This window comes from Psychrobacter sp. H7-1 (genome assembly GCF_904846585.1).
Classification (GTDB): domain Bacteria; phylum Pseudomonadota; class Gammaproteobacteria; order Pseudomonadales; family Moraxellaceae; genus Psychrobacter; species Psychrobacter raelei.
This window is the reverse complement of record NZ_CAJHBH010000001.1, coordinates 159783-184920: the sequence shown is the minus strand read 5'-3', so window position 1 is coordinate 184920 and position 25138 is coordinate 159783. Positions and strand designations below refer to the sequence as shown.

Annotated in this window: 19 protein-coding genes; 8 read left to right on the top strand and 11 right to left on the bottom strand. The window is 45.1% G+C overall.

What is annotated here, in order from left to right; all coding sequences use genetic code 11:
- Nucleotides 1–228 precede the first annotated feature (228 nt).
- Together clpB and JMX92_RS00770 are read left to right on the top strand one after the other, a co-directional pair.
- Nucleotides 229–2817: an ATP-dependent chaperone ClpB gene (gene clpB, locus JMX92_RS00775; RefSeq protein ID WP_011960149.1), complete on the top strand. Its 2589-nt coding sequence runs from the start codon at nucleotides 229–231 to the stop codon at nucleotides 2815–2817.
- Between the two features lie 422 nt (nucleotides 2818–3239).
- The gene (locus JMX92_RS00770; RefSeq protein ID WP_201543321.1) at nucleotides 3240–4868 is read left to right on the top strand and encodes a BCCT family transporter; all 1629 of its coding nucleotides are present in this window, start codon (nucleotides 3240–3242) and stop codon (nucleotides 4866–4868) included.
- A 120-nt stretch (nucleotides 4869–4988) separates the two neighbouring features.
- Here JMX92_RS00770 and JMX92_RS00765 read toward each other — a convergent pair whose 3' ends face one another.
- From JMX92_RS00765 to rnhA, 7 genes are all read right to left on the bottom strand, one after another.
- A complete protein-coding gene (locus tag JMX92_RS00765; protein WP_011960151.1) occupies nucleotides 4989–5321 on the bottom strand; it encodes a DUF3144 domain-containing protein in 333 nt (110 codons plus the stop codon).
- Between the two features lie 74 nt (nucleotides 5322–5395).
- Nucleotides 5396–6562 carry a methionine adenosyltransferase gene (metK, locus tag JMX92_RS00760; protein ID WP_201543320.1) on the bottom strand — a complete coding sequence of 389 codons (1167 nt, stop codon included), beginning with the start codon at nucleotides 6560–6562 and terminating at the stop codon, nucleotides 5396–5398.
- Between the two features lie 263 nt (nucleotides 6563–6825).
- Nucleotides 6826–7521 carry an endonuclease III gene (gene nth / locus JMX92_RS00755; protein WP_011960153.1) on the bottom strand — a complete coding sequence of 232 codons (696 nt, stop codon included), beginning with the start codon at nucleotides 7519–7521 and terminating at the stop codon, nucleotides 6826–6828.
- 29 nt (nucleotides 7522–7550) lie between these two features.
- Complete coding sequence (locus JMX92_RS00750) at nucleotides 7551–8378, bottom strand: RnfABCDGE type electron transport complex subunit B (protein ID WP_201543319.1); 828 nt, start codon at nucleotides 8376–8378, stop codon at nucleotides 7551–7553.
- Nucleotides 8379–8419: 41 nt separating this feature from the next.
- Nucleotides 8420–10177 (bottom strand): hypothetical protein, encoded by a 1758-nt coding sequence (locus JMX92_RS00745; protein WP_201543318.1) that lies wholly within the window; start codon nucleotides 10175–10177, stop codon nucleotides 8420–8422.
- Nucleotides 10178–10285: 108 nt separating this feature from the next.
- Complete coding sequence (gene dnaQ / locus JMX92_RS00740) at nucleotides 10286–11464, bottom strand: DNA polymerase III subunit epsilon (protein WP_201543317.1); 1179 nt, start codon at nucleotides 11462–11464, stop codon at nucleotides 10286–10288.
- A 95-nt stretch (nucleotides 11465–11559) separates the two neighbouring features.
- Nucleotides 11560–12036, bottom strand: a complete 477-nt coding sequence (gene rnhA / locus JMX92_RS13740) for a ribonuclease HI (RefSeq protein WP_041773298.1) — start codon at nucleotides 12034–12036, stop codon at nucleotides 11560–11562.
- 242 nt (nucleotides 12037–12278) lie between these two features.
- Here rnhA and JMX92_RS00730 point away from each other — a divergent pair, with 242 nt between their 5' ends.
- Nucleotides 12279–12872: a hypothetical protein gene (locus tag JMX92_RS00730; protein ID WP_227675219.1), complete on the top strand. Its 594-nt coding sequence runs from the start codon at nucleotides 12279–12281 to the stop codon at nucleotides 12870–12872.
- A gap of 99 nt (nucleotides 12873–12971) precedes the next feature.
- A complete protein-coding gene (locus JMX92_RS00725; RefSeq protein ID WP_227535524.1) occupies nucleotides 12972–13295 on the top strand; it encodes a hypothetical protein in 324 nt (107 codons plus the stop codon).
- 136 nt (nucleotides 13296–13431) lie between these two features.
- Here JMX92_RS00725 and JMX92_RS00720 read toward each other — a convergent pair whose 3' ends face one another.
- The 4 genes from JMX92_RS00720 to JMX92_RS00705 all read right to left on the bottom strand — a co-directional run bounded on the left by JMX92_RS00720 (nucleotide 13432) and on the right by JMX92_RS00705 (nucleotide 21379).
- Entirely contained in the window at nucleotides 13432–15192 is a 1761-nt protein-coding gene (locus JMX92_RS00720) for an efflux transporter outer membrane subunit (protein ID WP_201543316.1), read from the bottom strand.
- Nucleotides 15189–18419: an efflux RND transporter permease subunit gene (locus JMX92_RS00715; protein ID WP_201543314.1), complete on the bottom strand. Its 3231-nt coding sequence runs from the start codon at nucleotides 18417–18419 to the stop codon at nucleotides 15189–15191. The genes JMX92_RS00720 and JMX92_RS00715 overlap by 4 nt, the downstream gene beginning before the upstream one ends.
- Nucleotides 18420–18448: 29 nt before the next feature.
- Nucleotides 18449–19858 carry an efflux RND transporter periplasmic adaptor subunit gene (locus tag JMX92_RS00710; protein WP_201543312.1) on the bottom strand — a complete coding sequence of 470 codons (1410 nt, stop codon included), beginning with the start codon at nucleotides 19856–19858 and terminating at the stop codon, nucleotides 18449–18451.
- 591 nt (nucleotides 19859–20449) lie between these two features.
- Nucleotides 20450–21379 (bottom strand): polyprenyl synthetase family protein, encoded by a 930-nt coding sequence (locus JMX92_RS00705; RefSeq protein ID WP_413786848.1) that lies wholly within the window; start codon nucleotides 21377–21379, stop codon nucleotides 20450–20452.
- Nucleotides 21380–22135: 756 nt separating this feature from the next.
- Here JMX92_RS00705 and rplU point away from each other — a divergent pair.
- The 4 genes from rplU (at nucleotide 22136) to JMX92_RS00685 (ending at nucleotide 25119) form a co-directional block, all read left to right on the top strand.
- Nucleotides 22136–22447, top strand: coding sequence for a 50S ribosomal protein L21 (gene rplU, locus JMX92_RS00700; protein ID WP_007393805.1), 312 nt, complete (start codon nucleotides 22136–22138; stop codon nucleotides 22445–22447).
- Between the two features lie 142 nt (nucleotides 22448–22589).
- A complete protein-coding gene (gene rpmA / locus JMX92_RS00695; protein ID WP_011960162.1) occupies nucleotides 22590–22847 on the top strand; it encodes a 50S ribosomal protein L27 in 258 nt (85 codons plus the stop codon).
- A 453-nt stretch (nucleotides 22848–23300) separates the two neighbouring features.
- A complete protein-coding gene (lolA, locus tag JMX92_RS00690; protein WP_155586889.1) occupies nucleotides 23301–24017 on the top strand; it encodes an outer membrane lipoprotein chaperone LolA in 717 nt (238 codons plus the stop codon).
- A 454-nt stretch (nucleotides 24018–24471) separates the two neighbouring features.
- Nucleotides 24472–25119, top strand: coding sequence for a TetR/AcrR family transcriptional regulator (locus JMX92_RS00685; RefSeq protein WP_201543308.1), 648 nt, complete (start codon nucleotides 24472–24474; stop codon nucleotides 25117–25119).
- The last annotated feature ends 19 nt before the right edge of the window (nucleotides 25120–25138 follow it).

Sequence of the window (25138 nt, the reverse complement as noted above, 5' to 3'; positions counted from 1 at the left end):
TATGACAGTTATGAGGCTATTGTCGATGCCACTTGCTTGGCTTGGAATAATTTGCTTAAACAGCCACAAAGAATTCGGTCGTTAACTGCTCGTGCTTGGGCGCAACTTTAATTGTTGGGTTTGGTATAAGTTAACAACAGGTGTATAGTATTTATGCCTTAAGTTAAAGATTGCTTTTAGACAATTGATATAAAAAATATAAAATACGCCTATTACAAGGACAATCCTATGAGATTTGATAAATTCACTCAAAAGCTACAAGCAGCGCTCCAACAAGCTCAAAGTCTGGCCATCGGTCGAGACCACACCAGTATTGGACCGGTGCATATTATGGCCGCTTTATTAGAAGATGAGTCTAATATCTCGGTATGTCAGCAAGCCGGTGCCAGTATTCCGGCACTAAAAAATGGCGTGGCCAAAGCCTTGGACAATCAGGCAGTGATTGCCAATCCAACTGGTGAAGTCAACTTAAGCCCAGATGCGGTGAAAGTGCTTAACTTAGCTGACCGTCAAGCCCAAAAAGCGGGCGATGATTATATTGCTACCGAATGGTTATTATTGGTGTTAGCGGAACAAGGCGATACCAAAAAACTGTTTAATACAGCCGGTGTTACTGCTGAGAAATTAAAAGCGGTTATCGAACAATTGCGGGGAGAGCAGACTGTGGACAATCAAAATGCTGAAGATCAACGTGATGCGTTAAATAAATATACCATTAACCTAACTGAGCGTGCCGAGCTTGGTAAGCTTGATCCTGTGATTGGCCGAGATGAAGAGATTCGTCGTACCATTCAGGTGTTGTCACGCCGTACTAAGAATAATCCAGTACTTATCGGTGAGCCTGGTGTGGGTAAAACCGCCATTGTTGAGGGTTTGGCTCAAAAAATCGTTAATGGCGATGTGCCAGAGGGTCTGCGCCGTAAAGAGGTGTTATCGTTAGACTTAGGTGCCCTAATTGCTGGTGCAAAATATCGCGGTGAGTTTGAGGAGCGTCTAAAAAGCGTGCTCAATGATTTGGCCAAGCAAGAAGGCAATGTCATCTTATTTATCGATGAGCTACACACGATGGTGGGCGCAGGTAAGTCGGATGGGGCGATGGATGCTGGCAACATGTTAAAGCCTGCTTTAGCACGTGGTGAGCTACACTGTGTGGGTGCAACAACGCTGGATGAATACCGTCAGTATATTGAAAAAGATGCTGCCCTTGAGCGCCGTTTCCAAAAAGTATTGGTCGATGAGCCAACAGTCGAGGACACCATTGCCATCTTGCGTGGTCTAAAAGAGCGCTATGAGCTGCACCACGGGGTAGATATCCAAGACAGCGCTATTATTGCTGCGGCGCGCATGAGTCATCGTTATATCACCGACCGTAAGCTGCCTGATAAAGCCATTGACCTGGTGGATGAGGCCGCAAGCCGTCTGCGTATGGAGATGGACAGCAAGCCTGAAGCCTTAGGTAAGCTTGACAGCCGCTTAATTCAGCTAAAAATGCAGCGTGAAGTCTTAAAAAATGAAGAAGATGCTGGCGCTCAAGCAGAACGTAAGGTATTAGATGAGCAGATTGAAGAGCTTGAAAAAGAGTATGCTGATCTTAACGAGATTTGGCAGGCAGAAAAAGCGCTGGTCAAAGGCAGTCAGCAGCTAAAAGACGAGCTGGATAAAGCGCGTATTGCTTATGACAAAGCCAGCCGTGAGGGTGACTATGAGACCATGAGTAAGCTGCAGTATGAGACCATTCCGCAGTTAGAAAAACGCATTACCGAGTCTGACTTAGCTGAGCAAAAAGAGCAGACGGGTGAAGGCAATGGTATCAAGCTGCTGCGCAATAAGGTAACCGATAACGAAATTGCTGAAGTGGTGGCGGCGGCTACCGGTATTCCGGTCAACAGAATGCTACAAGGTGAGCGTGAGAAGATGCTGACGATGGAGGAGCGCTTGCATGAGCGAGTCGTCGGTCAAGATGAAGCGGTGCAGTCAGTGGCCAATGCGGTGCGTCGTAGCCGTGCAGGTCTATCAGACCCCAACCGTCCATCAGGCTCTTTCTTATTCTTAGGCCCAACCGGTGTGGGTAAAACTGAGCTGACCAAATCACTGGCCAACTTCTTGTTCGATAGTGAGGATGCGATGGTGCGTATCGACATGAGTGAATTCATGGAGAAGCACAGTGTCAGCCGCTTAGTGGGTGCGCCTCCTGGCTATGTGGGCTATGAAGAGGGCGGTGTATTGACCGAAGCGGTTCGCCGTAAGCCTTATAGCGTTATCTTGTTCGATGAGGTAGAAAAAGCGCATCCTGATGTGTTTAACATTCTACTTCAGGTGCTTGATGATGGCCGTTTAACAGATTCACAGGGGCGAGTGGTGGATTTCAAAAACACAGTCATTATCATGACCAGTAACTTAGGCTCGCACAAAATCCAAGAGATGGCCGGTGATGATTATGAAGAAATCAAAGCATCAGTCATGGAATCTGTCGGTCAGCATTTCCGCCCTGAGTTTGTGAACCGTATCGATGAGATTGTGGTTTTCCATCCACTTGGTATGTCACAGATGGCCGGTATTGCCGACATCCAACTGGATCGTTTACGCAGCCGCTTAAAAGAGCGTGAGATGGACATCAAGCTGTCTGCTGATGCGATGCATATGCTGGTGGCTGTGGGTTATGACCCTGTGTATGGCGCACGTCCGCTAAAACGTGCTATCCAGCAGCAGATCGAAAACCCCTTGTCATTAAAGCTGTTGTCGGGTGAATTTGTCGCCGGTGATACCATCCAAGTGGATGTGGATGACGAAGATAACCTAGTTTTCACCAAAGCCTAACTGTGCTTAGAGCAGACGGATAGGCAACTGGATTTATCACACAGCACACCCCTTATCTACGTAAGTAGGTAAGGGGTTTTTTACTTTTAAGCCACAAGTCATCATATCAAGGCGGCTTAGATCAGTGACAGCGGCCAACACATGGCTTATGATACTTTTGATTTAGTTAATATTATCTTTAAAATAAAAACAGCAGGAGATGCGCAAGCTTAGTTAAGAGTAACTGAGCTTTTTTTATGGATAATAAAGAGGCGGCTTACTATTTACTAGGGAGACGTGGCTTAGGTTAATTAATAGGATTTTCATACTTTGATAAAAAAATCAATTAAAGTTGGTTAATTTATTACAGCAAAGCTGTTGCAAAAATTGCTTATTATTAAGAGGATTGTTAAGGTGGCTACTTTTTAAAACAAGGTAGATAAATGAGTGAGTTGAAAATTGGTCGATTGGGTCCTTTTCCCAAGGTCAATAAGCCGGTATTTATAGCCTCAGTTGTATTGATTGTCGGGTTTATCATTTTTGGGGCTCTATTTCCAAAAGTGGCCAATACCGTATTTACACAAGCCCAAAGCTTTATTACCCACAGGTTTGGTTGGTTTTTTATTGTGGTCATGAATGCCGCAGTGGTGATGTGTCTGTATTTAATTTTTAGTAAATATGGCGACATTCGTCTGGGACATCAGACCGAAGCACCGCAGTATAGTTTGCCATCTTGGATTGGCATGTTGTTCTCGGCAGGCATTGGTATTGGTATTATGTACTGGGGTACTGCTGAGCCAGTGTACCATTTTATGGCACCACCTTTGGGCGAGAAAGAGAGCGTGGAAGCCGCCAAACAGGCGATGAACATCTCATTTTTGCATTATGGTATTCATGCTTGGGCCATTTATGCGTTTGTGGCGCTGTCTTTGGCCTATTTTCATTTTCGCCGTGGTTTACCACTGGCCATTCGTTCAGCGCTATACCCTATATTAGGTAAGCGCATTTATGGCGGCTGGGGCCATACAGTAGATACCTTAGCGGTATTTGGTACCATGTTCGGTGTGGTGACAACTTTGGGTCTTGGCGTGTTACAGATTAACTCAGGTCTAGAGGGCCTATTTAATCTGCCCAACAACATCACCATACAGATTGTGTTGATCGGCTTTATTACCTTACTGGCCTGTGGCTCATTAATGCTAGGCTTGGACAAAGGTATCAAGCGGTTAAGCGATCTTAATATCTTTTTGACCTTTGTGCTGTTGGCTTTTGCTTTTATATTGGGCCCCAGTCAGTACATTATGGACAGCTTTGTCGAAAATATTGGTAACTATGTCCAAAACCTAATTCAGTTGGCCTTTTGGAATGAAGCTTACTCTAAGACAGATTGGCAGTCTGCTTGGACCATTTTCTATTGGGCTTGGTGGGTAAGTTGGTCACCTTTTGTTGGTGTCTTTATTGCTCGTATTAGCCGTGGCCGCACCATTCGTGAGTTTTTATTGGGCGTGCTATTTGTGCCAATGGCTATTTTATTCTTCTGGTTCACTACCTTTGGTGGGGTGGCGGTGAATATGGAGCTACTAGGCAACCCAGGCTTTATCGAAGTGGTGCAAAATGATTATGGTAATGCCATCTTTAAACTGATGGAGTTCTACCCCTTTACTCAGGCCACCACCTTGCTGATTGTGGTGATGATTGTGCTGTGGTTTGTGACCTCATCAGACTCTGCAAGCTTCGTGATTGATATGTTAACCTCAGGTGGTGATGCCAATCCTCCTAAGATTCAACGTCTATTTTGGGCAGTGGCTCAAGGATTGGTAGCTGCTATTTTGCTGGCAGCAGGTGGATTGGGTGCGTTACAAGCGGCAGCTATTGTAGCAGGCTTTCCATTTGCCGTGGTGATAGTGGTGATGATGTACTCCTTAATGCGAGGTTTAAGCCGTGACCGCTTAATCTTATACCGCGCTCATCAGTGGTTTATTACCGAGGAGTCGGCTGAGCACAATACTGCTGATGAATTCGTTGATGAAGAGCTTTTGAAAGGCCCTCCTAAGATTATCTCAGGCGATTAACAGCGTATAAGTATAGCGTAGCAAAAAAAATAGCCCACGTTTGTGGGCTATTTTTCTGTCTGATACCAAAAAGCTGTCTGATAAAAAAAACAGAAAGCGGGTTAACGCCGATAATCTGCTCTATTTTTGCGCTGAACCGGTTTGTACATATTTATCGAAGTTCTCAGCATAGTCATCTAAGTTGTCACTGAGCATTTGGCGATACTGCTTGGTATAAAACTCGATAATCTCTTGTTTTTCTTTAGCCAAATCACTGCCTTTAACGAAGCCGATTGAAGCCACAGAAGAGCTATAGCGAGCTGCAGCATACAACAAAGAGGCGCCTACTTGACCTGAGTGTGATTCTGGACCTAATTGGCTGTTGGCCAATTCAATGATGGCATCAGCACGTTTGTAAAAGGCTTCGATGTCTTTTGACAACTCAGGGGTTTGGGTGGTGTTATTGTCGGTCATAATAGATTCAACTTATTTACTTTAAAATTTAGAGCCGTTGTTTATTCTTTATAGCGCTTACTATGAGATATTGGCTAAATATTGGCATCTGCTCTTAGGATTTCGGCTTTATCGGTTTTTTCCCAAGTAAAGGCAGTCTCAGAGCCTGGGCGACCGAAGTGACCATAAGTGGCCGTCTGTTGGTACATAGGCTGTAGCAGATTTAACATGTGGGTAATACCATAAGGGCGCAAGTCAAAGTGGGTGCGGATAAGCTCAATGATCACCTCAGCGCTAACTTTGGCTGTCCCAAAAGTATTGACTGAAATGGAGGTTGGCTCAGCCACACCAATGGCGTAACTGATCTGAACTTCACAGCGCTCAGCCAGACCTGCGGCTACGATATTTTTGGCCACATAACGACCCGCATAAGCCGCACTACGGTCCACTTTTGATGGGTCTTTACCACTAAAGGCACCGCCACCATGACGCGCCATACCGCCGTAAGTGTCTACAATAATTTTACGACCTGTTAGACCGGCGTCGCCCACAGGGCCACCGATGACGAATTTACCGGTGGGGTTAATGTGATAGCGAGTACCGGCATGTAATAAGTCAGCAGGCAACACGTGCTTGATGATGTTTTCCATCACAGCTTCTTGTAAATCAGCTTGTGAGATGTCTGGATCATGCTGAGTCGACAGTACCACTGCGTCAATGGCTGATGGGGTACCGTTGGTGTATTTTAAAGTGACCTGAGCTTTGGCATCTGGACGCAGCCATTTTAGCTCACCTGAGCGGCGCAGCTCTGATTGACGCTCCATCAAGCGGTGTGCAAATTCGATAGGCGCTGGCATTAATACTTCAGTTTCGTTACTGGCATAACCAAACATTAAGCCCTGATCGCCTGCACCTTGGTCTTCTGGATTCATGCGGTCAACGCCCTGAGCGATTTCAGGAGACTGTTTGCCAATCATGTTTATAACGGCACAGGTTTCACCATCAAAGCCTAGGTCTGAATGGTTGTAACCGATACTGTTGACCGTATCACGGACGATACGCTCGATATCGATGTTGGCGGTGGTTGAGATTTCGCCCGCTAAAACCACTGCCCCCGTTTTTACTAAGGTTTCACAGGCCACACGGGCGTGTAAATCTTCACGCATAATAGCATCAAGCAACGCATCTGATATTTGATCTGCCATTTTATCTGGATGGCCTTCACTTACAGATTCTGAGGTAAAAAGTTGATAGTCATGCATAATGAGGGAGTCACTTATAGTCAGGGCTTGTGTTCAGGAACTTGCGATTTTCATCCGATAGAGTTTTAAAAAACATACGACAGAGCTTTAAAAAAGGCCAAGACGATAATCGATAAAATCTGACAAGACAAACGTAGAATTTAAAATAGCATATTTTACCTTGAAGTTGGCCAAAACTCTAGTGACTTGGCCACTATTCATCGGTCGAAAACGGCTTAGTTAGTTTTAGCATAAGTCAAAGCACAAAAATGAGCCCAAAAACATCACATCTCAGCAAATAGTTGTTTGTCTTTGAACATACACTCTGTATAAACAGGGCAAGCGCCGCATTTTGGAGTACGTGCTTGACAGGTGTAACGGCCGTGCAAAATCAAATAATGATGGGCATCGAGTATAAAATCATCAGGGACACGTTCAATCAGCTTATGTTCGACTGCCAGAACCGTTTTGCCAGTGGCAAGTCCTGTGCGATTGCTGACTCGAAAGATATGGGTATCGACTGCCATTGTGGGCTGGCCGAAGGCGGTATTTAATACCACGTTGGCGGTTTTTCGGCCGACACCTGCCAGCGCCTCTAAGTCTTTGCGGTTATCAGGCACCACGCTGTTGTGTTTATCGACTAAGTCTTTACAGGCCTTAATCACATTTTTGGCTTTTGAATTATACAGGCCAATGGTTTTGATGTACTGTTTCAAGCCCTCTTCACCCAGCGCATAGATTGCCTCGGGGGTATTGGCCACTGCAAACAGCTTGCGGGTGGCAATATTGACACTGACATCGGTAGCTTGCGCCGATAAGATAACCGCGATAAGCAGCTCAAAGTTACTGCTGTATTCAAGCTCTGTGACCGGCTCATCGATGGCTGCGGCCAATTTTTCAAAAAAAGGGCGTACATCGCGATTGGGTAGGCGTCTTGATGGTGGGGTATCGGCTGTTTTGTGTTTAACCACTTTACTCATAACTCTACACTCATAAAATAGCTTGGCAATTAACCGGCAATAAGCATCAACTGCTGTTTGAGCGCATCAAGCTCAGCTTGCTTGGTAGCATTGGCACGCACGCTAAGCTGCTTTTCAAGCTTTTTGATTTTGGTGCGTAGTTTGGCTGCAGCAATGGTGGCTTTGGCCTGATCTTCGTCAATGTCGAGGCTTTGATGCGAGGCATTACCAATCATGGTCTCTACCATACTAGTCACCGGCTTGGCATGGGTATTGTCTGTCATCTGCTGCGCCACACGGTTTAGGTGAGTGTGATAGCGTTGTCTTAAATGCGCCTGCTCTTTGGCTCTATACTCCGGCGTTTCAAGCGCTATATCGCGTGGCAGCTCCACCAGGTCAATACAGTCAAATGGACAGGGCGCTAGGCACAGCTCGCAGCCTGTACATAGGTCGGTAAAGATGGTGTGCATGTGCTTGCCGGTGCCAATGATGGCATCCACTGGGCATGCCGGAATACACTTGGTACAGCCGATGCAGTCATCTTCACGGATAATGGCACGCACTTCAGTAGGGCGGCCGGTATGAGCATCCACAGGCCATTGTGACTGACGCACAGGCAGCGACTCACGGCCTAAAATATCAGCTATATCATTACTGACAGGCTGACCGCCGGGTACACACTTATTATGCGCTTCATCATCAACCACTATGGCCACTGCATAAGGTAGGCAGCCGTCAGGATGATCACACAGCCCGCACTGAGTCTGAGGTAAGATGGCATCTACAGCAGCAATGCGCTCACGCTGTTGTGCAGGCAGGCTCTCAAGCCCTAAGCGATTAAATAAGATGGGAAGGGCGTTTAATCGATCAGTGCTCACAAGTACCTCAAAATAAGTTGAATAAAATGAAAACAGGCCGTTTACGCCGCCAACACTTTGGCCAAACTGCTATTGGCCACCTGCATGGCATATTGACCGATAGGGTAGTTTTGCTGGCGTGCGCTAAGCTGATGGTCAATGGCCAATAACACAGTGGCAAGGTTGGCAAACGTATCATACGTCTGCTCCTGTTTTTTAGGGTGCTTATTATCATCAATATATAAGCTTTCATCAAGCTGTAGTCGCAAGCGGTTAATCATATTGGCCGCATCGCTTAATGCCAAAAATTGTAGCGCACCGGCGAGTTGTTTGAGCGTCGCTGGGATCTGTTGTAGCAAGCTTTGAGGCTGCACAGATGCATCGGTATTAGAGGCGTATAAACTATCAAGATACTCACCAATTGCTTGCTCAAGCTGGCGAATAACACGGCGGCTTTGCTTAATGAGCTGTTGATAGGCGGTATCTAGCTGATAAATTGAAATATTAGCATTATTAATTTGTTGCATGGCGGCACCAGGGATATGTGCTTTGGATAAGCCTATAGCAGCATTCTCGGCAACCATCAGCTGAGACAGCAATATATCAAGCTGCTCATCATTTGGGAGATGCCATTTACCAATCTCATGAATGCTATTTTTTAAGCTCTGGGCGGCTTTTGGTAAGTTTAACAGCTGGAAGATTGAGGCCAGCTGAGCCAACTTATCTGTCGCGCTATGAAACTTAGGCACGACTGGCTGCTCTGAACCATCAGCAGATAAAGATACATTAATTTGGGCATCGATATCGGCTTTGATGTCATTGATTTGCTGCTGAATCAAAGTATGTATGGTGCCGGTGATTTTTTGATCGGGGCCATGCAAAAACTGCTTAAACTGTTTTAATTGCGAGTCACTTAATTTATTGGCAGTGACTTGCTGTCTTAAGCGGCCGGCAAGCTCACCAGGTTGCAAGCAGGCAAAACTGACAAGCTCAGCGAAGCGGCGATTATCGGTTGGCAAGTCGGTATTAAACTGCTGATCAATAAAGATAAATAGCCGTTTTTGTGCTGGCTGCAGCGGTAATAGTTCTGCCAAATGCTGGGTAGCCACTTGAGCGGCTCGCCAAAATAGGCTGTCTGATTGATCCGCAATAACTGTGCAGGCTTGATGCATGGCGCTAATCTTGTCTCGTTCAGAGTCGGTCAATTTTGAGGTTTTGGCACTCAATACAACCGCAAGGCCTGCGCGATAAGCAGTGGTAAGTAGCTCATGATTGAGCCCTAACTTAGCCACCGGCTGAAAGTTTTGGGCAGGATTGGCTAAGATTATATGTTGATAACCGCTTAGGCCTTCTACACTGACAGCTGTCTCGCTAATTAGGCTGTGTCCTAATAAGCCATTAATTTTATTGATAATAGGCAATAGCAATGAGGGTTCTAGTGTCTCTTGAAGTAGCACAAACTCCACATAACGGGCCTGAATCATAATCGCTTCTAACAGACTTAAAATCAGCGCTTTTTTGCTATTATCACCGTGATCATAAAGGTGCTTAAACCCTGCTGATAATGCGTGTGCCAACTCACTACTGCCATAAAGTGAGATTAACTTAAACACTGAGCCTAACTGCGCCAGCATCGCCGCAGAGTCCAAAAGCAGTGGGGCCTGCGCTTTATCATTATAAAACTCACTTAGATGCTTTTCGCAATTATCTAAGATCATTTGGATTTCTGGGCGCAGCAGATAAAGCGCTGATAAATCAAAGTTTGTGATACTAATGGCTTGTGGTGGCGCTAAGCGCTGTGATGAGGCTGATGAGATCATAGAGGTTACCAAGTAATAAATAAATCCATATAGCTACTTATGGCGCGAGTATGTCCTTATTGCGTCTTTATCACTGTAGTACAAACTTAGCTATCAATCAATCACAGCTTAGCTTACGGCAAGATATAAGTTGTCGGCCAGGCTCACATCATACACTAAGGGGCTATTAAATCCTTGCTGCTGCGCCTGAGTGGGGCGGACAAAAGGCTTTTGTAGTAGCACACTTGGCACTTGCGTGTCTTGGGTAACTTGATAAAAACAGCTAACCCCTTGGGTTTGGGCCAAATTGGGGTATTTTTTTAATAACTTGGCCACCCACAGGACATGATCGCTTAGAGGGGCTTTGGCGGTAACCAGCTTATCTGCCAAATGCGCAAAGCTTGCGTGCGAGCCTGCGCCTTCGCTTTGGGTATCTTCATCAATGGCTAAAGCAACCTGGCCACCGGTCATGGCCAGATATACCTCGGCTAAAATCTCCGAGTCGAGTAAGGCGCCATGGAAGGTGCGGTCCATCTTACCCACATTCAAGCGGCGTACCAAGGCATCCAAAGTATTCTTTTGGCCTGGATACTGCTGCTTGGCCAACGCTAAAGAGTCGGTGATTTTTATCTGATCAGCAAAACCGGTCAATCCCACTCGATCAAATTCCATCGATAAGAAGCTGATATCGAACGAAGCATTGTGCGCGATTATCTCAGCGCCGAGCATAAACTCATATAACGGCTTGGCGATCTGACCAAAGGTAGGTTTGTCTGCCAAAAAAGCTTCACTAATACCATGAACTCGGATAACTTCTTCATCCATACCACGCTCAGGGTTGATATAGACATGCAGTTTCTCGCCGGTAAATTTGCGATCCACCAGCTCAATGATACCCACCTCAACAATGCGATCACCTTTTAGCGCATCTAGTCCGGTGGTCTCGGTATCCATAATCAGCTGGCGACCGCTAAGACCGCGGTTAATAGGCTGCGGCAGTAATGGCTTAAAATGAGGGTTGGCTCGGCTGGTATCGCCATCAAATGCCACCTCTGGGGTGTTAGCTTCTAGTGACTCAGCCATTTGCGGCGCCATAGCATCTTGCGGTTCCGCAGTGTCCCTCAAGTCTTGATCAGGTGTGGCTTGCGGCATAGGCTCAGCATCTAATGCTTTATTGTCAAAGTCTGCAGGGTCTTGGGCAGCATAATAGTCATCATACTCAGCAGGCTCTTGGGTGTCAGCTTCCATCTCATCGAAGCCTAAGGGGTCGTTGAGCAGCCAGTCGGTTTTAGAATTATCAGGAGTCATAGAGGCAGTGTTCTTAATATTTTGAGAGAGCGGTGGGAGAGTGTCCGTATCAGGCAAGCCGGTGCTGGGTGTCAGGCTTGGCTTAGGCGTTTGAGTTAGTTTTTTTTTAAGTCCTCTGAGGAGGATAAAATACCACGATTGGCCAGCTCATCCGCCTTTTCGTTACCTTCATGGCCTGCATGGCCTTTTACCCAGTGCCAGCTGACGTCGCGGCCGCTTTGCAAGCTATCTAAGCGCTGCCACAGTTCTTGGTTTTTAACCGGTTTATTCGCAGCAGTTTTCCAGCCCTTTTTCTTCCAGCCTTGTATCCATAGAGTAATGCCATTTTTCACATAACTTGAATCGGTCCAAATCTCTAATAGCTGATCCTTTGGGCTTTGTTGTAGCGCAACAATGGCACCCATCAGCTCCATCTGGTTATTGGTGGTGTGTTTTTCGCCGCCAAAATACTCCACTTGCTCTCCGCTGCTGAGCACCAACAATGTACCCCAGCCGCCAGGGCCAGGATTACCCTTACAAGCGCCGTCAGTAAAAGCTATGGTGGTATTGGGTTTGGGATGCAAAACAGACATAAAAGCTCACAGCAGATAAGATTGGCAAAAAAAGTAGTCACCGGCCAATAGGAAAATAATCGTATTAGCCAAAAATCAGGCAGGCGCTGCCCAAATTGTGCCCTTAGTATAACAAAAATAGCGACGCTATTTGAGCTGGCGTAGTTAATATTTGATAAGCGTACCCAGAAGGGCTGTAAGTTTGTTAAAATGGCAATCTGCTTAACGGCTTAGACCCTTTTATTATGATTGGAAATACTATTTTGAAATCACTAAATTTATCCAATATAGCTTCTACCTTACTGCTAACGGGCGCTGCGGTGCTGGCAGGCTGTGACAGTCACGATGCCCCTGAGGGTCAGACCATGGACAGTGCAGAGGATGTAACCTCTGCTGCCTCTATCAAAAAGCATGCCGAGCTGTTTGCAGGCTGTTATACCGTCAGCCATGAAGAGCCAGCTCAAATTAAAGTCAGCGAGCAAGCGGGTAAGCTGGTGATGCAAATGAAAGAGCCCAAATCTGCCAATAGAGTATGGGATGATCCAGAGCCGCTTGAGCCAATGCCCTTAAAGCAGGTAGATAAGTATTTTCCTGTCAAGCCTGAGGACTTAATGGCCATGATAGGTCGTCCGGATAGAGTGCTGGTAATGGCGAATGTCAAGCAGGCCTATGTCAATATTGACCCCTCATTAGACAGTCCGTATTTGGGCTATATCTTGCAAGGTCAAAACACCATTTATAAAGTGGATTGTGATGACACACCAGCGCAAGAAATGCAGTCCAATCCGCATAGCAATATAGCCGGTATGGAAGAGGTGGGCAAGATCACCATTAGGCCAGCGGGTAAGGTTGAGTAGCTTGGCCGTTATTTTTGTATCTTCGCTGTTTAAAATGATGATAAGTTAGGTAGGCAAAGCTAAGCCTTATCGAGCCTATGGCATCGGTGGGGCGGCTTCATGAGTAGGAATTCAGCCATGGGTTTTTTAAATTATTTATTGATGGGCGCTTTGGCCTATGCTGCCGGCTGGGCAATTAGGCTGTATGTTTTAGAAAAAGGGCCAAGACCTAATCAGCCTTATGGGCTCAAACATCCCAAAATTAGACTGTATTTAGCGCTGTTTTTTGCCCTGATGCTGCTGATTTCTGTATTACTGGGGCGATTTGTACTGGGTCATGCCAGCCTTGATGTGCCTTTTGTGGTCGTCAACAGCCTTGTGGCGACTTTTGTGTTCTCTTTTGGCCTAAGCCCTGATCACATTCGTCACGACCTGCCAGAGTAGAAGATAAGCTGCGGGGTCATGACAGCCAGCTTAAGCGTTTTTGTTCATATGTTTCACCCATAAAAAATGGCGCTATGTATAGCGCCATTTTTTGTCAGTATTATAGGGCAGAATCTAATGCGGAACTGATGCTGAACTAAGGCTGAACCACTTTAGAGTCAGCAGGCTCAGTGGTGGTTTCTACCACAGAGATATAAGCATCGGTGTTGTTGTCGTTGTTTATATCCACTGGGGTTGCTTGTTTTTGTTCCACAACTTTCACAGGCTTTTGCTGCTCAAGCAGGTAAGCTTCTTGAGCGGTGACAATTCTTGGCCCTTTGCTGGCTTCAACAGCATTGACCGCTTTTTGCTTATTGGTCTTATTATCAAGGACATTGACCAGGTTTTGATATTTAGGGGTAGGTACTGCCACCGCACCTAAGTTGGCACCGCCACCTAACACTTGATACAGCTCAATCTGGTTATTTAGACGCTCTTGCTCAAGGTTCAAAATAGACTGCTGAGTGGAGAACAGTGAGCGCTGAGCATCTAGTACCGCTAAGTAGTCATCCACTTGCGCCTTAAAGCGGGCTTCAGAGATATCAAATAAACCTTGATAGTTCTCTTGTAAGCGATATTCTGCTTGAGTTCTGGCATCTAATGTCGCTCGATCTGCCAGTACATCGTTGACCTCTTTAAACGCCGCCTCTACTGTACTTTCGTAATTGGCAACGGCTTGATCACGCTCAATTTGAGCCACTTCATAGTTGGCATCACGCTGACCGGCATCAAATAAAGGCAATCTAATAGAGGGTCCAAACGACCAACTGCCAGCACTGCTCTTAAATAAGTCAGATAAGTCGCTACTTGAGTAGCCTAAGTTGCCTGTCAAACTAATAGAAGGGTAGTAGGCAGATCGAGCCACATCAATATTAGCCCCCGCCGCTTTTAGATTGTATTCAGCTTGCAAGACATCAGGGCGGTAGCGTAATAAGTCACTTGGCAAGCCTGCGCTTAATACTTGGCTTGAAGTAATCGAAGGAATAGCGGGATCTGGCATCATGTCTTCGCTAATCTGGGTACCCACCAAGAATTTCAAAGCATTTTTGGCTCTTAATACGCCGCTTTGAGCATTTAGTGCAGCAATACGAGCCGTCTCAGCAGAGGCAGCTGCTTGCAGCGAAGGCGCTTTTGAGTCAATGCCAGCTGCCAAGCGGGCTTGCGTAATGCGTAGCGACTCTTCTCGAGTCTGCAATGTACTAATGGCAAGCTCTAGCTGCTTTTGCTGATAGCTTAAATTGACATAGCTTTTGGCAATATTGGCAATCAAGCTGACCTGAGCGGTGTCACGTGCGGCTGTGGTGCTGAGGTAATTTTGCAGCGCTTGGTCTTTTAAGCTTGCCACTTTACCCCAAAAATCAAGCTCATAAGCCGCCATACCTAGGCCTACATTAAAGCTGTCACTAGGGTTACGGTCTCTAGCATTACTTGCCCCGTATGAGTAATCTCCATTCAAACCTAAGTTAGGCGCATCATTACTGTCAGTAATGCGGTACTGAGCTTGGGCCTTCTGAATAGCTAGGACAGCTTGCTTAACATCTTTGTTATTATCCAGACCCATTTGGATAAGCGCTTTTAGCTTAGGGTCAGAATAAAAGCTCTGCCAACGTACAGCCGCTAGGCTTGAAGGCACTTGGTTGTTGCTATAAAGCTCATAGTTTTCGCCCGGATTCAAAGGAATATTGGGGCGGGCTACTGTGGGGCTTGTGTCGGCCAGTGGAACACTTTGACAGGCGCTGATTGCGACTGTCAAAGCAGATAGACCAAACAAACGGGACCATTTTTTTCGGGTATGCATAACAGAACCACTCACGCTTCGACTTTTAGAATCAGGAATTAAGGTTACAGAGGTCGTCATTGAGTGTTGTCTCCAAGATTTTCTGGGGTAGAGGCTGCACTTGTGCCATTAGCTGAAAGAGCAGGGGTTGTCGCATGCGGCTGAGCAGCAGCGCCACCTGAGCCATCTTTTGGACCCTCAGGCTTATATTTAAATACAGAGCGTACCCACACATAGAACATAGGAATAAAGAAGATACCTAATAAAGTTGCGGTAATCACACCACCGACCACACTGGTACCAATGGCGTTTTGGCTACCGGCACCTGGACCTGTTGCTAAGTATAAAGGAACCACACCAAAACCGAAAGCCAGTGATGTCATGATAATAGGACGCAGACGTTGTCTTGCTGCTGTCATTACCGCCTCACGTAAGCTGTAGCCTTCCTCTTGGTGCTCTTTAGCAAATTCAATAATCAAGATGGCGTTCTTAGCAGACAGACCTACCACGGTTAATAAACCCACTTGTAGATAGATGTCGTTAGCAAACTGTCTAAACCAAGTTAGCACGACTGCACCCAACACCCCAAGCGGAATAACCAGCAGCACTGCAAATGGGATGGACCAGCTTTCGTACAAAGCGGCCAAACATAAGAACACCACAAGAATAGACAAGGCATATAGCATCGGTGCCTGAGCGCCTGATTTTTTCTCTTCAAGTGACATACCAGTCCATTCATAGCCCACACCTGGTGGCAATTGGCTGACCATCTCCTCCATAGCTGCCATGGCTTCACCGGTACTTAAACCTGGTGCAGCGCTGCCTTGGATGTTCATAGAAGGAAAGCTGTTGTAGCGCGTTAAGCTAGGTGAGGCATTTTGCCACTCACTGCTTGAGAAGCCGCCCATAGAAATCATATCACCAGTCTTGTTACGCACATACCACTTGTTAATGTCTTCAGGGTTGGTACGGCTGTCAGCTTCACCTTGAACGAAGACGCGTTTGATACGGCCTCTATCAACGAAGTCGTTGACATAAGATGAGCCCCAAGCTGTAGATAGTAAGCTGTTAATGTCGCTCATAGCCAGACCGTAAGCGGCCGCTTGTTCTTGGTCAATATTAACTTTGAGCTGAGGCGCATCTTCTTGACCATTAGGGCGAACACCAGCGACTTGATCATTTTGTGACGCCATACCCAGCAGTTGGTTACGTGCGGCTAATAAGCCGTCATGACCCACGTTACCCACATCTTGTAGCATTAAGTCAAAACCACTGGCGTTACCTAGCTCAGTAATGGCAGGGGGAACAATGGCATATACTTGAGCTTCATTTAATTGGGTAAAGAAATAGCCCATGGCACGTCCGGCCACAGCTTGGGCACTGTTTTGTTCCCCTTTACGATTCGCCCAGTCGCTTAACCGCACGAAGGCCAGACCCATGTTTTGACCTTGACCGGCAAAACTAAAGCCGGCGACTGTAAACACAGAGGCGACGTTGTCTTTTTCTTGACTGTCGTAATAGCCCCTGACTTTATCCAGTACTTCTTGGGTCTCATCTAACGTTGAGCCTGAGGGCAGCTGTACTAAGGTAATCATAATACCCTGATCTTCTTCGGGTAAAAATGAGCCAGGAATACGTAGGAAAACCACAGCCATAAGGCCAATGATTGCCGCATATCCTATTAAGTATAGCCATTTTAGATTGATACTCTTACCGATAAAGCGTTCATAGGCTTTACTGGTTTTGTCAAAGCTGCGGTTAAACCAACCAAAGAAACCTTTTTTCTCCTCGCCATGATTTTTTTGACGCTTAAGTAAGGTCACACATAATGCAGGAGTAAATATTAAGGCCACTAGGGCAGACAGCACCATACTGGTGATTAAAGTGATTGAGAACTGACGATAAATCACACCTGTTGAGCCACCAAAGAAGGCCATAGGTACGAAAACGGCAGATAGAATGAGCGCAATACCAATAACCACTTTACTAATTTCGCGCATGGATTGGAATGTGGCATCTTTGACTGATATCTCAGGGTTTTCTTCTAAAATACGCTCCACGTTCTCCACAACAACAATCGCGTCATCCACCAGTAGACCGATGGACAGTACCATGGCAAACATGGTCAATACGTTGATACTAAAGCCTGCGACATACAGCACACCAAAAGTACCTAACAAAACAACAGGTACTGCAAGCGTTGGGATAATAGTCGCACGCCAGTTTTGTAAGAACAAGAACATCACCACAAATACCAGAGCAATCGCTTCTAGTAAGGTATGAACCACTTGTTCAATAGACAGCTTAACGAATGGGGTGGTGTCATAAGGTACAACGGCAGTTAAGCCTTTAGGGAAGTTGGCTTCAAGCTGCGTCATACGCTCAGCGACAAGCTCACGGGTGGCCAGTGCGTTAGAGCCAGGTGCTAATGAAATACCCAAACCAGCGGCTTCTTTACCATTATATAAGGCATTGACACTGTAGTTTTCACTGCCCATCTCGACACGTGCCACATCACCTAAGCGTACTTGTGCGCCTGTGCCATCGGTTTTCACTAATATGTTTGAGAATTCTTCAGCTGTTTTTAGATAGCTTTGTACACTGACGGTGGCGTTAATGACCTGTTTGTCAGTATCGGCTGGGGCTTGACCCAATTGACCGGCAGAGACCTGAGCGTTTTGGGCTCGAATGGCATTGACCACATCTGAGGGTACTAAATTATAGCTACGCAGGCGAGCAGGATCTAACCAGACACGCATTGCATAAGAGGAGCCAAATAAGTTAATGTCACCCACACCTTCCACACGGCTAAGCTGATCAACCACGTTTGAAGCCACATAGTCAGCAATGTCTGAGCGGTCCATAGAGCCATCTTCAGAGACGAAGGCTTGTACCATTAAGAAGCTGCTAGAGGACTTGTTAACGTTGACCCCTTGACGCTGTACTGTTTCAGGTAGCGAGCTCATGGCCGCTTGTAGCTTGTTTTGTACCTGTACCTGAGCGGTATCTGGATCGGTACCGTTTTCAAAGGTTAAGGTGACTGAGCCTGAACCGGTTGAGGAGGAGCTAGAGGACATATACATCAATCCATCTAGACCTTTCATGCGCTGCTCAATAATCTGCACCACAGAGTCCTCTACGGTCTGTGCGTTAGCACCTGGATAGGTGGCGCTGACCTTAATGGTTGGCGGTGCAATGCGCGGGTATTGCTCAATCGGCAAATTAATGACCGAAATAACACCCAATAGCATGACTAAAATTGCAATTACCCATGCAAAAATAGGGCGGTTAATAAAATATCGTGACATGATTTCTTCCTAGTCTGCCTATTTTTGAGTTATTTTGCAGCGTCATCTTCAGGCGACTTTTGCGCTTGAGGGGCTACAGGGCCTTTTGGCATTTCAGATTTGGCGGCGGGGGCTTGCCCTTGGTTAGGTGCGCCACCTGCTTGAGGGGCTGCGCCGCCTTCGCTAGAGGTCGGTACATAAGGCTTACTGACCACCTCTTGTTCAGGCTTAACTTTGGCGCCACCAATGGCCACCACATTATCCCCTGATTGCAGGCCGTCAGTCACAATCCACTGGCCTTGATAAGTGCCGTCGATAGTGACATTACGAACCTGAATCTTATTGTTTTTATCAACAATATACACCTGGGTTTCACCCTTTGGCGTACGCATAATAGCGCTTTGTGGCAATAACACCGCGTTATTAATCAAGCCTTGAATTAATCGGGCTTTTACATACATACCTGGCAGCAGCATGTAGTTATCATTTTTGAAAATAGCACGCAGGGTGACCGCCCCGGTATCTTGCTCAACCTTGGCTTCAGCCAGTGACAATTGGCCACGCACCGGATACGTCGATCCATCTTCAAATACCAACTCAACGGTGCTGGTACCAGCTTGTATTGAGCCTTTAGCTTGCTGTTGTTTTAGCTTTAATAGCTCGCTAGAGGACTGGCTGATATCAACATAAATCGGATCGATTTTTGAGACAGTAACCAAAGGATTGGCTTGGTTGGCGTTTACCAAGGCACCAGCGGTGACGCTCGAGCGCTCAGTGACGCCTGAAATGGGCGAGCGTACAATGGTACGGCTGATATCTAATTGACTGCCCGATAACTGAGCCTGCGCTGTGGCTACCGCAGCTTGTGAGCTTGCGATATTGGCTTGGGCTTGTTGAGCCGCCGCCTGAGCACTATTTAGACCTGCTTGTGCTGTTTTTAGCTGAGTCATGGCTTGCTCGTACTGCTGCTCTGAAATGGCTTGCTGAGCAACCAAGGGTTTAAGGCGACGCACATCAGCTTGAGCTTGTTCTAACAATGCTTTTTGTGACTCAATATTGGCCAAAGCATTGTTATAGCTTGCTTTAGCAGTCTCTACATTGGCCTGAGCCTGTTGTACAGCGGCTTGATTGGCGCCGGCGCTAGATTGGTAGTTTTCTGGGCTGATTCTATATAGAGGCTGACCCTTTTGGACCATGCGGCCTTGCGGAAATAAGATTTCATCCACCACCCCAGTAACTTGAGGGCGGATATCGGCAACCTCATAAGCCGCTGTACGACCCGAGAATTCTTGAACTAAAGGAACTGTTTGGAATTGTACAGGAATGACATTGACCACAGCGGGCGGCATTTGCTGCTGAGAAGCGGCAGCATCTGCAGCCTCATCTTTTTTGTCGCAACCGGCAATAAATAAACCAGATACAGCTAAGCTAATAGCAATGAAAAGGTGCGAGTGTTTCATGTAAAAAAACCTTAAATAGTGGGTCATCACAAGCAAATATTTGCTAGCTTGTTACGCTTAAGAATAATGGAAGTTTACAAATTATACGTACTTTAGCAATGATGAGTAAGGCACTTGTTTTAAATTTGTAAATATCCCTTGGCTCAGCCGATATCGACTTAGAATTATGACTGATAATCGTTATGCAACTATACATAACTACCTATTTTACCCTCTCATTTGGCAGTTTTTTTTGAGTATAAGCACGCATTACCAAAAACTTTGAGACTTTGATTTTTTGGATAATAAAACCCACCTAAATGCTGTAAAGATAGGTGGGGTGCTTGTTTGGAAGGTCGAAAAGAGGTGAAGATAGGTTGACCAATTGGGATATTTAAGCCAATTATGCGGCCTATTATATATTACAAGTGTAAAGTATAACAAACTTTAAATGGTGTTTATGAGCAAATAAAGTTATAACGGGGTTAATAAAGCCAATAAAAAAGCAGCAGCCCATCAGTTACTGGTAGGCTGCTGCTAAACCACGCGGGGATTAAGCGCCGGTTATATTTGTACCGGTTATATTTAAGTATAAAATGTCAATGGGTGACGCTAGGCCAAACGTGAGCTGGCAAGCTGAGTTAATTGCCACAGACCTTTGCGGTACTCATTATCGGGCAGCTGCGCTAAGGCTTGTTGGGCTAATCGGGTCTCCTCCAAAGCACGATTACGGCAATACTCTAAGGCGCCAGAGCCTTGTACTAATTTGATCAGGCTGGCGGCATCCTCAACTTTACCGGTCTGAACAGCGATACGCAGCTTATCGTAATCGGCAGCGTTACTTTGTTTTAGGAGACGCAGTGCTACGATGGTAGGTAGTGTGGGCTTACCTTCAGCCAAGTCATCGCCTAGGTTTTTGCCCATAACTTCGCTATCCCCACTATAATCAAGGACGTCATCGATAATCTGAAAGGCATTACCAAAATGCTGACCGAAGTCGCTAAAGGGCTGCATAAATTCAGGTTTATCTTGCAAGATAGCCACGCCCGCGGTTGCCATCATAAATAGCCGTGAGGTTTTGCCGTCAATGATGTTCATATAATCTGTTTCGGTGGCTTCAGGATTGTGCTGGTGTTGTAGCTGTAGCACTTCACCCTCAGCGATGTCACAGGTGCCATCTGAGAACAGCTGTAATAAAGGTAAGCTTTGAAAACCCACCAATAAGTTAAAGGCGCGGGCAATAAGATAGTCGCCCACTAAGACTGCAGTAGGATTATCCCAAGTGGCATTGGCAGTAGGGCGGCCACGACGCATGCCTGACTCATCAATCACATCATCATGGACTAAGGTCGCTGTGTGTAACATCTCGGTGATGGCAGCCAAATGCATCGCATCTTTAGACTGCTCATCTTTACACAGTCTTGAGCACAACAAGGTAATCAATGGACGCATGCGCTTACCGCCGGCATTAATCACATGCTGAGAGACATTCATTACCAGCTGTACTTTTGAATTTAAGCTACCAAAGACCTGCTTATCCATAATGGCGAAGTCATCGGCGATAATTTGCTGGATATCGGCATAATCGAGCGTTTCATCTTTAATAGTTTCATTTTTAATAACAGGGGTATCGGTTGAAGAGGGCGTGTTTGGTGTGGTCATATCATTGTCAACTGAAGTCAAAAAGAGGTGAGGCATAAGATAAGGCTAATATAGACAGTTAACTCATATAAAGGCCATTAACCTCTACACGATATAATAAAAGATAATTAGCTCAAGCCAACAGCACGTCACCTACAAATGCGTGATAGTTTATTGTGTTATATACTCAGGGTAAGATGGCCAATTTAAAGCACATGGCTTGCAGCGATCTTAAGTGGCGATATTGTAATATAGTTTTGTGTGCAGTAACGGTAAAATATCGTCTTAAGGTTGTGAGTTTGTCTTATTTACCCTTAATTATCTCAAGATGGCCATTGAAAGTGGCTCTTAAGCCAAAGTCAGTATAAAACAACATCATAACATAGGCTTAAATTGCAATCATCTATTGCAATTTAAGCCATAAATGCGTAGAATTCCGTCTTCATATTCAAAGCTTATGCAGTATTTGCTTTCATGACTCAATAAGGTTTGTGCTTAGTAGGCAGATCTTATAAAGCGTAAAAGTAAAATTGTTGCAAAGCTATTTTCTGTAACTTTCCCTGTCGTGTACGTAAATCAGGCAAAAGCTGAAGCGTTATTACAGACACCTTTTGGTATCTTGATAACCACGGCACACGGGTTAAACGGAGTCATAAGATGTACGCAGTTATTAAAAGTGGTGGTAAACAGCATCGTGTAAACGTTGATGAACTACTAAAAGTTGAGCTACTTAAAGCTGAAAAAGGCGAGACCATTAAAATTGAAGACGTATTAATGGTTGTTGATGGCGATGATTATAAAATTGGTCAGCCAGTTGTTGAAGGCGCAAGCGTTGAAGCTGAAGTAGTAGAGCACGGTCGCGGCAAAAAAATCCGTATCGTTAAGCACAAGCGTCGTAAGCATTATCACAAAGAGCAAGGCCACCGTCAGTGGTACACGCTTCTTAAAATCAAAGCGATTAATGTTTAATAGCTGGTAATCACCTTTACACTTATATAGTCAGTCACGTTAAGTAACATTAATTATTTTACAGTACTTATCGAAGTGCTTTAAGATGAACTGACTTATAGTAATAAAGTTTTATAAATTAGTCTCAGTAAGGAGATTTCTCATGGCACATAAAAAAGCCGCAGGTTCAACTCGTAACGGTCGTGACTCTAACCCAAAAATGCTTGGCGTAAAAGTATTTGGTGGTCAAGATGTTGTGGCAGGTAATATCATCGTTCGTCAACGTGGTACTGAATTCCACGCAGGCGCTGGCGTAGGCATGGGTCGTGACCATACTCTATTCGCTTTAACTGATGGTGTTGTTAAGTTCGACACTAAAGGTAAATTCAACCGTCGTTACGTTTCTGTTCAAGAAGCCTAAATAACGATCGCCTAATTATAAAGGTTTTGCCATTTTGTAGAACTTCTCTAATTAGGTTGCGAATTTATAGGGCAGTGCTTAGTTCACTACCCACAAAAAAGCTCTGATAGCAATATCAGAGCTTTTTTTTATTGTATAAATTCATCTGATAAATCAAGCGGATAGATCATACTGCATAAAAAATAACCACCAATTAGCACAACCTAAGTTAACAAAAAAGCCTTGTGTGTCACAAAATCGCGGATTGTCCAAAGCAAGTCATAACTGTGTAACAAGCCAGCAGTTTTATTTGCAAATTTCGTCTAGTCAGGTAATAAAAGAAATGGCACACTACCCATCAAGTTATACATCTTCTTGTATATAAGCTATCAATATAATAAAGACGGTGGTGATTTAACGTTGCTACGGTCATTACTTAACCCTTGCTTTAATTTTTGAAGGATAATTTACAACATGCAAAATTCAGTGAATCCTAAAAACAAAACAACAAAAATGATGAAAAATATGATGGGCACCGCGTTATCAGGTGCACTTATCTTTGGCATGCCGATGATGGCAGTGTCACAAGCAGCACAGGCGGCGACAGCAGCGGATAACTTAACTGCAGCCAAGCGTTTAAACGCGCTATTGGCTAATACTAAGAGCATGACGGCAAACTTCACTCAGACCACTAAAGGTGCCAATGGCGGCAAAAGTGGCCTCAGTGCAAAAAATGGTACTTTTTCAGGTAATATGAGTCTGCAACGCCCAAATAAATTCCGCTGGAACATCACCTCACCGTTTGAACAGCAAATCGTGACCGATGGTAGTGCCATGTGGGTATATGACAAGGACTTACAGCAAGCGACCCGTCAAAATGCCGATCAGCAATTGGGTAATACCCCAGCTTTACTGCTATCAGGCGACCCAAGTAAAATTGCCAGCAACTTTAAAATCACTCAGCCTGATGCCAAAAAGAACTATTATGTCCTTTATCCAAAAGCCAGCGGCAGTAACTTTAACAGTCTAGCAGTGAGCTTCAATGGTGGCAAACCCATTATGATGGTACTTAATGACTCTTTGGGCCAAGTGACCTCTATTAAATTTAGCAATGTAAAAGTTAACCCAAGCATTAATAGCAGCCAGTTTAAGTTTACACCGCCTAAAGGTGTCGACATTATTAATCAGTAAGGGAGTCGAAGAGACTCAGACAGTAGGCTGCTCATAGATCATTGACGTTTCTTACAGTCTGTTATTGATGACCTAATATTTTAAGTATACTTTTTTAAGTATAATTAAAGTTAAATTTAATAAAACCCGAGCTTAATGCTTGGGTTTTATTGGTTTTGAGTAAAGTGCTTTACATGGGGCGGCGTGCTTTAATATGGTCTGAGCATCAATCTAGTCTCAGCATGCTTCACTTCAGAGCGTATAAAGTTTAGATATGATAAACTTAACTTTTGGATACGTATTTTCGCTATGACATAGTGAAGGTTATTCGGTTTAAACAAACTTATTTTTAAATCATTAAGATACAGTAATTAGTGAGGTTTAAAGGGATAAGAGGATAGAGCAATCTGGGTGATTTTAATCCGTTTTTATTTGCTAACCTGCTGTCCACTTATCGCTTGGAGGTGAAGTGACCATGAATTCAAAAGTAAGCTGTGCTCCGCAAAAACGCTCAGAGCAAAAGCGTTCACGTGAGACCAAATGCAAAATCATTAAAGCGGCACTTGCTGAGTTTGCGTCTGCTGGGTTTGAGGGTGTATCAACCCGTGCCATTGCCAGTAGAGCGGGAGTGAATCATACGTTAATCACTCATCACTTCGGCACCAAAGAAGATCTGTGGAAAGCGGCAGCTGCTGCTATATTTGACACTTATCTAAGCGAGTCAGAAAAGTACCGACAAAGCCTTGGCCATCTTGAGCAAATTGAAGTGGTTCGAGAATTACTCAAGCATTATATTAACTTTAGTGCAGAATTTCCGGACTTTCATCGCTTTATGATTCAAGCCAATCATGGCGACTCTGAGTTATTAAATTGGTTCACTGATGAATATATCAGTCCTTATGCTGACTCTGAGTTAGATCTATTACAGCAGGCTCAAAAACTGGGCTTAATGCCAGAAGGGGATAGCTTGCACGTTCGATACTTATTTATAGGGGCAGTAAATTCTATATTCACCTTTGCCCTACAATTTAAGAGATTATCAGCAACAGACCCTTTTTCTAAGCAAGTAGTAGAGCGCCATGTGGAGTATGTGCTGTCACTATTTTCTGGAAAAAAGTTGTAAATAACGGCGATGCAGCTAT

Excerpts from the sequence above, each read along its gene's own strand:
- JMX92_RS00715 (WP_201543314.1), bottom strand. The coding sequence starts at position 18,419 with ATGTCACGATATTTTATTAACCGCCCTATTTTTGCATGGGTAATTGCA.
- rnhA (WP_041773298.1), bottom strand. The coding sequence starts at position 12,036 with ATGTCTGTTTTGCATCCCAAACCCAATACCACCATAGCTTTTACTGAC.
- JMX92_RS00725 (WP_227535524.1), top strand. The coding sequence starts at position 12,972 with ATGAGTAGGAATTCAGCCATGGGTTTTTTAAATTATTTATTGATGGGC.
- JMX92_RS00770 (WP_201543321.1), top strand. The coding sequence starts at position 3,240 with ATGAGTGAGTTGAAAATTGGTCGATTGGGTCCTTTTCCCAAGGTCAAT.
- lolA (WP_155586889.1), top strand. The coding sequence starts at position 23,301 with ATGCAAAATTCAGTGAATCCTAAAAACAAAACAACAAAAATGATGAAA.
- rplU (WP_007393805.1), top strand. The coding sequence starts at position 22,136 with ATGTACGCAGTTATTAAAAGTGGTGGTAAACAGCATCGTGTAAACGTT.
- JMX92_RS00705 (WP_413786848.1), bottom strand. The coding sequence starts at position 21,379 with ATGGATAAGCAGGTCTTTGGTAGCTTAAATTCAAAAGTACAGCTGGTA.
- JMX92_RS00745 (WP_201543318.1), bottom strand. The coding sequence starts at position 10,177 with ATGATCTCATCAGCCTCATCACAGCGCTTAGCGCCACCACAAGCCATT.
- JMX92_RS00685 (WP_201543308.1), top strand. The coding sequence starts at position 24,472 with ATGAATTCAAAAGTAAGCTGTGCTCCGCAAAAACGCTCAGAGCAAAAG.
- nth (WP_011960153.1), bottom strand. The coding sequence starts at position 7,521 with ATGAGTAAAGTGGTTAAACACAAAACAGCCGATACCCCACCATCAAGA.
- dnaQ (WP_201543317.1), bottom strand. The coding sequence starts at position 11,464 with ATGACTCCTGATAATTCTAAAACCGACTGGCTGCTCAACGACCCCTTA.
- JMX92_RS00765 (WP_011960151.1), bottom strand. The coding sequence starts at position 5,321 with ATGACCGACAATAACACCACCCAAACCCCTGAGTTGTCAAAAGACATC.
- JMX92_RS00710 (WP_201543312.1), bottom strand. The coding sequence starts at position 19,858 with ATGAAACACTCGCACCTTTTCATTGCTATTAGCTTAGCTGTATCTGGT.
- metK (WP_201543320.1), bottom strand. The coding sequence starts at position 6,562 with ATGCATGACTATCAACTTTTTACCTCAGAATCTGTAAGTGAAGGCCAT.
- rpmA (WP_011960162.1), top strand. The coding sequence starts at position 22,590 with ATGGCACATAAAAAAGCCGCAGGTTCAACTCGTAACGGTCGTGACTCT.
- clpB (WP_011960149.1), top strand. The coding sequence starts at position 229 with ATGAGATTTGATAAATTCACTCAAAAGCTACAAGCAGCGCTCCAACAA.
- JMX92_RS00720 (WP_201543316.1), bottom strand. The coding sequence starts at position 15,192 with ATGACGACCTCTGTAACCTTAATTCCTGATTCTAAAAGTCGAAGCGTG.